Origin of the sequence: Streptomyces sp. UNOC14_S4 (genome assembly GCF_020740835.1) — a bacterium.
Lineage (GTDB): Bacteria > Actinomycetota > Actinomycetes > Streptomycetales > Streptomycetaceae > Streptomyces.
Map to the genome: position 1 here is coordinate 1 of NZ_JAINFC010000343.1, position 8417 is coordinate 8417.

An 8417-nucleotide genomic window follows, 5' to 3' on the forward strand; every position below is an offset into this window, starting at 1 on the left:
GGGCGGGCGGCCCCGGAGCACCGGGGGCGTGCCCGCCCGTGGCCGGATCAGATCCTGGTCCAGGCCTCCGTGAGGACGCCGCGGACGATCTGCTCGATCTCGTCGAAGACGGCCTGACCGGAGATCAGCGGCGGCGCGACCTGGATGACCGGGTCGCCGCGGTCGTCGGCCCGGCAGTAGAGGCCGTTCTCGAAGAGCTTCTTCGAGACGAAGCCGTAGAGCAGCCGCTCGCACTCCTCGGGGGTGAAGGACTCCTTGGTGGCCTTGTCCTTGACGAGCTCGATGCCGTAGAAGAAGCCGTTGCCCCGGACGTCGCCGACGATGGGCAGGTCGTTCAGCTTGGAGAGCGTGCCGAAGAAGGCCGCCTCGTGGTCGAGCACGTGCTGGTTGAGGCCCTCGCGTTCGAAGATGTCGAGGTTGGCCAGGGCGACGGCCGAGGAGACCGGGTGGCCGCCGAAGGTGTAGCCGTGCAGGAAGGTGTTGTCGCCCCGGAAGAACGGCTCGGCGATCCGGTCGGAGACGACGGCGGCGCCGATCGGGGAGTAGCCCGAGGTCATGCCCTTGGCGCAGGTGATGATGTCCGGCACGTAGCCGAACTTGTCGCAGGCGAACATCGTGCCCAGGCGGCCGAAGGCGCAGATGACCTCGTCGGAGACCAGCAGCACGCCGTGGCGGTCGCAGATCTCGCGCACCCGCTGGAAGTAGCCGGGCGGGGGCGGGAAACAGCCGCCCGCGTTCTGCACCGGCTCCAGGAAGACCGCGGCGACGGTGTCGGGGCCCTCGAAGAGGATCTCCTGCTCGATCTGGTCCGCGGCCCAGCGGCCGAAGGCCTCGGGGTCGTCGCCGTACTCCGGGGCGCGGTAGATGTTGGTGTTGGGCACCTTGTGCGCGCCGGGCACCAGCGGCTCGAACGGGGCCTTGAAGGCCGGGAGACCGGTGATGGACAGGGCGCCCTGCGGGGTGCCGTGGTAGGCGAGGGCCCGGGAGATCACCTTGTACTTGGTGGGGTTGCCGGTGAGCTTGTGGTACTGCTTCGCGAGCTTCCACGCGGTCTCGACGGCCTCGCCGCCGCCGGTGGTGAAGAAGACCTTGTTCAGGTCGCCGGGCGCGTAGTGGGCGAGCCGCTCGGCCAGTTCGACGGCCTTGGGGTGGGCGTAGCTCCACACCGGGAAGAAGGCCAGTTCCTGCGCCTGCTTGGCGGCGGCCTCGGCGAGCTCGGCGCGGCCGTGGCCCGCCTGGACCACGAAAAGACCGGCGAGACCGTCGAGGTAGCGCTTGCCCTTGTCGTCGTAGATGTAGGTGCCCTCGCCGCGCACGATGGTGGGCACGGGGGCGTTCTCGTACGACGACATGCGGGTGAAGTGCATCCACAGGTGGTCGTACGCCGTCTGGGAGAGGTCCTTGCTCACGGCTATCGGGTTCCCCATGTGTAGGTCTGCTTGCGGAGCTTGAGGTAGACGAAGCTCTCGGTGGAGCGCACGCCGGGGAGGGTCCGGACGCGCTTGTTGATCACTTCGAGGAGATGGTCGTCGTCCTCGCAGACGATCTCGATCAGGAGGTCGAAGGAGCCCGCGGTCATCACCACGTACTCCACCTCGTCCATCGCGGTCAGGGCGTCGGCCACGGGGTCGAGGTCGCCCTCGACGTTGATGCCGACCATCGCCTGCCGCCGGAAACCCACGGTGAGCGGGTCGGTGACGGCGACGATCTGCATCACGCCCTGGTCGAGCAGCTTCTGCACGCGCTGCCGGACGGCCGCCTCGGAGAGCCCGACGGCCTTGCCGATCGCGGCGTAGGGGCGGCGGCCGTCCTCCTGGAGCTGTTCGATGATCGCCAGGGAGACGGCGTCCAGCGGGGGCGTGTTCGGCACGCTCTTCTTGTCTGCGCTACGTGTGGCCACGGGAACCACTGTGCATGGGACTCGTCTGTGTGGCAACCCTTGTGCGATGAAATTCGTTGTGGATCGCCACTTGAGTCACTGATTCCGTTGTTTTTGCTGGTTGGGTATGTCGAAAACGTGGCCTCACTGACTAGGCTTGGGATGTCTCACCCATCGGACACCGAACAGCCGAACAGAAGGGGTGGCGCACGTGACCACCGAGCCGCGTCGTCTTCGCAACTACATCGCCGGGGAATTCAGGGACGCCGCCGACGGGCGTACCACCGAGGTCGTCAATCCCGTCACCGGCGAGGCGTACGCCACCGCCCCGCTGTCCGGTCCCGCGGACGTCGACGCCGCCATGGCGGCGGCCGAGGAGGCCTTCCCGGTCTGGCGCGACCTGGTGCCCGCCGAGCGCCAGAAGGTCCTGCTCAAGATCGCCGACGCCTTCGAGGCGCGCGCCGAGGAGCTGATCGCCGCCGAGTCCGAGAACACCGGCAAGCCGCTCGCCCTCACCCGCAGCGAAGAGATCCCGCCGATGGTGGACCAGATCCGCTTCTTCGCCGGCGCCGCCCGGATGCTGGAGGGCCGCTCCGCCGGCGAGTACATGGACGGCATGACCTCCATCATCCGCCGGGAGCCCATCGGCGTCTGCGCGCAGGTCGCCCCGTGGAACTACCCGATGATGATGGCGACCTGGAAGTTCGCCCCGGCGCTCGCGGCGGGCAACACCGTCGTCCTCAAGCCCTCCGACACCACGCCCGCCTCCACGCTGCTGATGGCCGAGATCATCGGCGGCGTGCTGGAGGAACTGGGGCACCCCAAGGGCGTCTTCAACGTGATCTGCGGCGACCGCGACACCGGCCGCCTGATGGTCGAGCACCCGGTGCCCGCCATGGCCTCGATCACCGGCTCCGTCCGCGCGGGCATGCAGGTCGCCGAGTCCGCCTCCAAGGACCTCAAGCGCGTCCACCTGGAGCTGGGCGGCAAGGCGCCCGTCGTCGTCTTCGACGACGCCGACGTCGCCAAGGCCGCCGAGGAGATCGCCGTCGCGGGCTACTTCAACGCGGGCCAGGACTGTACGGCCGCGACCCGCGTCCTCGTGCACGAGTCGATCCACGACGAGTTCGTCGCCGCGCTCGCCAAGGCCGCCGCCGACACCAAGACCGGCCTGCCGGACGACGAGGACGTCCTCTACGGGCCGCTGAACAACGCCAACCAGCTCAAGCAGGTGTCCGGCTTCATCGAGCGGCTGCCCGCCCACGCCACGATCGAGGCGGGCGGCCACCGGGTCGGGGACAAGGGCTACTTCTTCGCCCCCACCGTGATCTCCGGGCTCAAGCAGGACGACGAGATCGTCCAGCGCGAGGTCTTCGGCCCCGTCATCACCGTCCAGTCCTTCACGGACGAGGACCAGGCCGTCTCCTACGCCAACGGCGTCACGTACGCGCTGGCCTCGTCGGTGTGGACCAAGGACCATGCGCGGGCCATGCGGATGTCCAAGCGGCTGGACTTCGGCTGCGTCTGGATCAACACCCACATCCCGCTGGTCGCCGAGATGCCGCACGGCGGCTTCAAGCAGTCCGGCTACGGCAAGGACCTCTCTTCCTACAGCTTCGAGGACTACACGCGCATCAAGCACGTGATGACCTCGCTGGGCTGAGCGAACAAGCGGGCGAGCCGCACGACGGGCGCCATGACGGGCCGCGGTCCCGCCGGATCTCCGGCGGGACCGCGGCCCGTCGCCGTTCCCGGGGCGATGGGTATCATCGGTCCCCTTGGCCACGAGCCCGGTGGAGACGACGGCGGCCCGGCCCGTCAAGGTGTCGGGGCAGGAGAGCCGCTCCCGGACAGGCCGTACATTGCCCGCGAAGATCCGACCCGCCATGCTGCCGAAATGCGAGTGAGCCCCGTGAAGACCCTGTCCCGCCGGTCCTTGCTGCGCACGCTGGGCGCGGGCGCCGGCGCCGCCGCGCTCGCCGGCTGCGGCGTCCCCGCCGCGTACGTCGCGCCGCGGGACCGGACGGCGAAGGACCGCTCGGAAAGCGACAAGCGGCTCGTCTTCGCCAACTGGCCCCTCTACATCGACACCGACGAGAAGGACCCCGAGCGCCGCCCCACCCTGGAGGGCTTCGAGAAGGCCAGCGGGTACTCGGTGAAGTACACCGAGGAGATCAACGACAACGACGAGTTCTTCGGGAAGATCAGCCCCGCGCTGATGAACCACCAGCCCACCGGCCGGGACATCGTCGTGGTCAGCGACTGGATGTGCGCCCGCTACGTGCGGCTGGGCTGGGTCCAGGAGATGGACCGCTCCCGGCAGCCGAACGTGGCCCGCCAGCTCGACCCGCTGCTGCGCAAGCCGTCCTTCGACCCCGGCCGTCTGCACACCGTGCCCTGGCAGTCCGGGATCACCGGCATCGCCTACAACCGCAGGAAGCTCGGCCGCGAGATCCGGCACACCTCCGACCTGTGGAAGGACGACCTGCGCGGACGGGTCACCCTGTTCGCCGGGATGGACGAGGCGTTCTCGCTGCTCATGCAGGGCAACGGTGCCGACGTCACCCGCTGGACCGCCGACGACTTCCACCGCATGACCGACCAGCTCCGCGACCTGGTCCGCAAGCGCCACATCCGCCGCTTCACCGGCAACGACTACATCAAGGACCTCTCCTCCGGGGACGTCCTGGCCTGTCAGGCGTACTCGGGCGACATCATCCAGCTCCAGGCCGACAACCCCGACATCAAGTTCGTCGTCCCGGAAGAGGGCGCGGAGCTGTGGGCGGAGAGCATGATGATCCCCGACCTGGCCGCCCACAAGAGTGCCGCGGAAGACCTGATCAACTACTACTACCGGCCCGACGTCGCGGCCCGGCTGGCCGCCGCGGTCAACTACGTCTGCCCGGTCCCCGCCGCACGCGAGGTGCTGGCCGCCTCCAAGGACAAGGAACTCGCGGAACTCGCCGGGAATCCGCTGGTCTTCCCCACCGACGAGATGCGCTCGCGACTCGCCACCGCGCGCGACATGAGCGCCAAGGAGCGCCCCGGCTTCACCAAGGAGTGGAACGAGATCGTGGGCCTGTAGAAGGCTCAACGGGGCCCAGGTGCTGGGGCGTTGAGGTTGGCCGATTCTGTTTCCTCGCGCATCCTCCACCGCGGATTCCGTCGTCGGTTCCGGTCTTGACCGGTGATCTCGCCCGTGGTCAGACTGACGAAATCGTTGAGCAATCGTCGGCGTGCAGTACCGGGGGAGTGATCGCACTGGACGGCAACAGTTTCGGCATGCCCACGCAGCCCTCCGTCACGGAGGCCCTGGAAGCCCTCCCGCAAGTCGCGCCCGGCACCCGGTTCGGGCCGGACATCGACACCGCGCACGAGGGGATGTTCGCGCCGGGCGCCGGCCGCGAGGAGCGCGAAGCGGTCCTGTGGGCCTGGCTGGACGGCGCGGAACCGTGCTCGTTCGGCCGGTTCGTGGAACGGATCGAGAGCGGGGCGAACGCCGCCAAGCCCGGCAGCGTCGACCTCTGCTGGATCGGGGAGGACGACCTCGCCCGCGGCCACGAACACCTCGCCGCCAAGGTGTGGACGGCACGGGCGGCCTGGAAACGGCGGGCCATCGCGGGGGAGTGCAGCGCCTTCCTGATCGTCTTCACCCACCCCAGGCTCGCGTACGCCCGCCCGGGCCGCCGGCTCGGCGAGCTGTGCCTCGCCCTGGCCGGCGTCTACCTCTCCGAGTGCGCGCCCGTCGAGTACGACACGGTCTACGCGGAGGCGCTGCCGCTGCGCCGCGCGAACGGGGGCACGGCGCTGTTCAAGGCCGGGACCAGGATGCTCTTCACCGGCGCGCACGGCGGGCCGCACCACGAGCGCCGCATGCCCGGCGGGGTGGCGATCTCCGTCAACTCGCCGGGTCACTACGCGGCTTCGCTCGCCGAGAGGGGCCAGGAGCCGCGGCCGGGGGCGGCGGCCGTCCCGTACCGGGTCGGGGTGCTCGTGCCGGGCGCTTACGGGCAGGGAGCCGGGCCGCGGTCGGCTTCGGAGGGGCTGCGGCTGGGGTGCCTCACGCCGCGGGAGTTCTCGGTGAGCGATCCGGAGCACGGGTGGGCCAGTGGGTTGCCGATAGGGGATGACGCGATGCTGACGAATCCTTGGGAGCCGGTGGGGAGCCGTTAGGTTTTGGCTCGCCCACCGGGGGCTTCGCCCCCGGGCCCCCGCGCCTAATGGGGTGCCTCTTGTGCTTCGTGGGCGGCTGCGGGTTGTTTTTGGCTGGTCGCGCAGTTCCCCGCGCCCCTTACGGGGCGCGGCACCCGGGGCTCAGGCGAGCAGCGCGCGCAACACCGCGACGCGGTTCGTCGTGATGGAGTCGACGCCCGCGGCGAGAAGGCGGCGCATCGTGTAGCGCGTGTCGGGGGTCCACGCGGACACCAGGTAGCCGTCGGCGTGGTTGCGGGTGACGAGGGCGGGGGTGATCAGGCCGAAGCGGTAGTTGAGCCAGCGGGGGCGTACGCGGTCGAGGAGGGCCGCGCGTGGCGGGGCGAGCGTGGTCCACGTGAGGGCGATCTCGGCCTCGGGGTCCGCGCCGCGGACGGCCAGCATGGACTCCGCCCCGGCGCAGTAGTAGACGCGCCCGGCCGCGTCGCTCGCGTGGACCTCGGCCACGGCCGCCTCCGCCGCCGCGGGGTCGGGCAGGTCGATGAAGAGCCGCTGCCCGTCGGAGGCCGGCAGCATTGCCAGGGCCTCCCGGAGCGTCGGTACGCCGCCGCCGGTCAGCTCGCGCAGCTCGTCGGCGGAGAGTGTGCCCAGGGCGCGGGGCTGGCCCCACAGCCGCTCCAGCGTCGCGTCGTGCAGCAGCACCGGCACGCCGTCCCGCGTCAGGCGTACGTCGACCTCGACCGCCCCGGCTCCCGCCCGCAGCGCCGAGCTGATCGAGGGCAGGGTGTTCTCCCGCTGGACGTACGGGTCGCCGCGGTGGGCGACGGCGACACAGGCGGCGGGGGCGGCGGCGTTCATGGCGTGCGCGGTGGGCATGGGGCCATTGTGGCGGCAGTGGCAGGGCGCCGGGGCCGGAACGGGCTGTTCCGGCAGGCCCGGCCCATCCGGCAGGCCCGGCCCATCCGGCAGGCCCGGCCCATCCGGCACGTCTGGCACGTCCGGCTGTTCCGGCACGTCCGGCACCCTGCCGTCATGACGCCGTGCGGGATCAGCCGCGCAGCGTGTCCAGGCGGCTCGCCGTGTAGGCGTCGATCTCCGCGCTCAGGGCCGCCTTGGCCGCCGTGTCCATGAAGGACACCTCGACGGCGTTCTTGGCCAGGTCGGCGACGCCCCGGGCGTCGAGTCCCAGCAGCCGGGCGGCCACCCCGTACTCCCGGTTGAGGTCGGTGCCGAACATCGGCGGGTCGTCGCTGTTGACGGTGACCAGGACGCCCGCCGCGACCATCTCCTTGATGGGGTGCCGCTCCAGGTCGGTCACCGCCCGGGTGGCCAGGTTGGAGGTCGGGCAGACCTCCAGGGGGATGCGGTGCTCCGCGAGGTGGGCCAGCAGCCTCGGGTCCTGCGGCGCGCTCGTGCCGTGGCCGATCCGCTCGGCGCGCAGGTCGGTCAGGGCGTCCCAGATCGTCTGCGGGCCGGTGGTCTCGCCCGCGTGCGGGACGCTGTGCAGCCCGGCCGCGATGGCCCGGTCGAAGTACGGCTTGAACTGCGGCCGCGGCACCCCGATCTCCGGGCCGCCGAGCCCGAAGGAGACCAGGCCCTCCGGCTTGAGCTCGCAGGCGATCCGGGCCGTCTCCTCCGCGGCCTCCAGGCCGGCCTCGCCCGGGATGTCGAAGCACCAGCGGAGTATCACGCCCAGCTCGGACTCGGCCGCCTTGCGGGCATCCTCGATCGCCTCCACGAAGGCCGCGTCCGGGATGCCGCGCCGGGTCGAGCTGTACGGGGTCACCGTCAGCTCGGCGTAGCGGATGTTCTGCCGGGCCATGTCCCGGGCGACCTCGTAGGTGAGCAGCCGTACGTCCTCGGCGTCCCGGATCAGGTCGACCACGGACAGGTAGACCTCGACGAAGTGCGCGAAGTCGCGGAACGTGAAGAAGTCGGCGAGCGCCTCGGGGTCGGTGGGCACCGGGGAATCGGGGTGCCGCGCGGCCAGCTCGGCGACGATCCGCGGTGACGCCGACCCGACGTGATGGACGTGCAACTCCGCTTTCGGGAGCCCGGCGATGAACGAGTCGAGAACGGACATGAGGCCTCCAGGACTGCGCGGTCGACAGGGCGATCATCGTATGCGGGGCGGACACGGGGGCGGGTACGGACCCCGTACACAGGCCGTAGCATGACGGGGAACCGACTGGGGAGGACTATGTCCGACAAGGGGTCCGACAACGGGATTGACGCGGAAGCCGACGCGGGAGCCGTGGCCGACGGGCAGCCGGAGTCGCGCGGTCGCGACCCCTGGGCTCCGCCGGAGCGGCGGGTGCCGCTGGACAAGCCCGCGGCGCCGCCCGTGCCCGGGCAGCGCGCCGCCGTCCCGCCCACCGCGCCGGGG

7 protein-coding genes and 1 pseudogene are annotated in these 8417 nt (G+C 70.8%); 4 read left to right on the forward strand and 4 right to left on the reverse strand.

Annotated elements, in window-relative coordinates; genetic code table 11:
- Positions 1-47: 47 nt before the first annotated feature.
- Both K6I34_RS25680 and K6I34_RS25685 read right to left on the reverse strand, forming a co-directional pair.
- Positions 48-1427 carry an aspartate aminotransferase family protein gene (locus K6I34_RS25680; RefSeq protein ID WP_229328934.1) on the reverse strand — a complete coding sequence of 460 codons (1380 nt, stop codon included), beginning with the start codon at positions 1425-1427 and terminating at the stop codon, positions 48-50.
- Positions 1412-1900 carry an Lrp/AsnC family transcriptional regulator gene (locus tag K6I34_RS25685; RefSeq protein WP_229328936.1) on the reverse strand — a complete coding sequence of 163 codons (489 nt, stop codon included), beginning with the start codon at positions 1898-1900 and terminating at the stop codon, positions 1412-1414. The genes K6I34_RS25680 and K6I34_RS25685 overlap by 16 nt, the downstream gene beginning before the upstream one ends.
- 190 nt (positions 1901-2090) lie before the next feature.
- Here K6I34_RS25685 and K6I34_RS25690 point away from each other — a divergent pair, with 190 nt between their 5' ends.
- The 3 genes from K6I34_RS25690 to K6I34_RS25700 all read left to right on the forward strand — a co-directional run bounded on the left by K6I34_RS25690 (position 2091) and on the right by K6I34_RS25700 (position 6052).
- A complete protein-coding gene (locus K6I34_RS25690) occupies positions 2091-3542 on the forward strand; it encodes a gamma-aminobutyraldehyde dehydrogenase (RefSeq protein ID WP_229328938.1) in 1452 nt (483 codons plus the stop codon).
- A gap of 258 nt (positions 3543-3800) precedes the next feature.
- Positions 3801-4964, forward strand: coding sequence for a spermidine/putrescine ABC transporter substrate-binding protein (locus K6I34_RS25695; protein WP_374231011.1), 1164 nt, complete (start codon positions 3801-3803; stop codon positions 4962-4964).
- A 197-nt stretch (positions 4965-5161) separates the two neighbouring features.
- Positions 5162-6052 carry a hypothetical protein gene (locus K6I34_RS25700; protein WP_229328942.1) on the forward strand — a complete coding sequence of 297 codons (891 nt, stop codon included), beginning with the start codon at positions 5162-5164 and terminating at the stop codon, positions 6050-6052.
- 141 nt (positions 6053-6193) lie between these two features.
- On the opposite strand, the gene K6I34_RS25705 is transcribed toward K6I34_RS25700, so the two are convergent.
- Positions 6194-6907, reverse strand: a complete 714-nt coding sequence (locus tag K6I34_RS25705; RefSeq protein WP_229328945.1) for a glycerophosphodiester phosphodiesterase — start codon at positions 6905-6907, stop codon at positions 6194-6196.
- Positions 6908-7079: 172 nt separating this feature from the next.
- Entirely contained in the window at positions 7080-8114 is a 1035-nt protein-coding gene (locus K6I34_RS25710; RefSeq protein ID WP_229328947.1) for an adenosine deaminase, read from the reverse strand.
- A gap of 117 nt (positions 8115-8231) precedes the next feature.
- On the opposite strand from K6I34_RS25710, the pseudogene K6I34_RS25715 reads away from it, so the two are divergent.
- Positions 8232-8417 (forward strand): annotated as a pseudogene (locus tag K6I34_RS25715) (hypothetical protein); the annotation flags it as partial.